A 1,245-nucleotide genomic window follows, 5' to 3' on the forward strand; every position below is an offset into this window, starting at 1 on the left:
AAAAAAGAGGAAATACCCATGGCAAAGGCCAAGTTTGAACGCAACAAGCCACACGTCAACGTCGGTACCATTGGACACGTTGACCACGGTAAAACAACACTAACAGCTGCAATCGCAACAGTAGCAGCAATCACATCAGGTGGCGAAGCCAAAGACTACGCTTCTATTGACTCAGCACCAGAAGAAAAAGCACGTGGCATCACCATCAACACCTCACACGTAGAATATGACACAGCTACTCGTCACTACGCTCACGTTGATTGCCCAGGTCACGCCGATTATGTTAAAAACATGATCACTGGTGCCGCTCAAATGGATGGCGCAATCCTAGTTGTATCAGCAACTGACGGCCCAATGCCACAAACTCGTGAGCACATCTTGCTATCACGTCAGGTTGGCGTACCATACATCATCGTATTCATGAACAAATGTGACATGGTAGATGACGAAGAACTACTAGAACTAGTAGAAATGGAAGTTCGTGAACTATTGAACGACTATGACTTCCCAGGTGATGACACTCCAATCATCAAAGGTTCAGCAACTGAAGCCCTAAAAGGCTCAGAAGACAAATATGGCCAACCAGCCGTAGTAGAACTACTAGAAGTACTAGACACTTACATCCCAGAGCCAGAGCGTGACGTTGATAAAGCATTCCTAATGCCAATCGAAGACGTATTCTCAATCTCAGGTCGTGGTACCGTAGTAACAGGTCGTGTTGAATCTGGTATCGTAAAAGTTGGTGACGAGATCGAAATCGTTGGTATCCGTGACACTCAAAAAACCACCTGTACTGGTGTAGAGATGTTCCGCAAACTGCTTGACGAAGGTCGTGCAGGCGAAAACTGTGGCGTACTACTACGTGGTACTAAACGTGAAGACGTACAACGTGGCCAAGTACTAGCTCAGCCAGGTACCATCACACCTCACACCAAGTTTGACGCAGAAGTATACGTACTGTCAAAAGAAGAGGGTGGTCGTCACACACCATTCCTAAACGGCTATCGTCCACAGTTCTACTTCCGTACCACTGACGTAACTGGCGCAATCCAATTACAAGACGGTACTGAAATGGTAATGCCTGGTGATAACGTTGAGATGGGCGTAGAGCTTATCCACCCAATCGCTATGGACAAAGGTCTTCGCTTCGCAATTCGTGAAGGCGGCCGTACTGTAGGCGCTGGTGTTGTTGCTAACGTACTTGACTAATGATTAATCCCATCAGTGTATGCTGATGTAGGTTAA

1 protein-coding gene is annotated in these 1,245 nt (G+C 46.7%); it reads left to right on the forward strand.

Features of this window, described 5'->3' with window-relative positions; all coding sequences use genetic code 11:
* Positions 1-18: 18 nt before the first annotated feature.
* On the forward strand, positions 19-1,209 hold the full coding sequence (gene tuf, locus ACT3SX_RS15150; protein WP_192520999.1) for an elongation factor Tu: 1,191 nt from the start codon (positions 19-21) through the stop codon (positions 1,207-1,209).
* The last annotated feature ends 36 nt before the right edge of the window (positions 1,210-1,245 follow it).

This window comes from Psychrobacter sp. AOP31-B2-9 (genome assembly GCF_052378005.1).
Taxonomy (GTDB): Bacteria; Pseudomonadota; Gammaproteobacteria; order Pseudomonadales; family Moraxellaceae; genus Psychrobacter.

What these genes read in the sequence shown, in the direction of transcription:
- tuf (WP_192520999.1), top strand. Translation starts at nt 19, where the DNA reads ATGGCAAAGGCCAAGTTTGAACGCAACAAGCCACACGTCAACGTCGGT.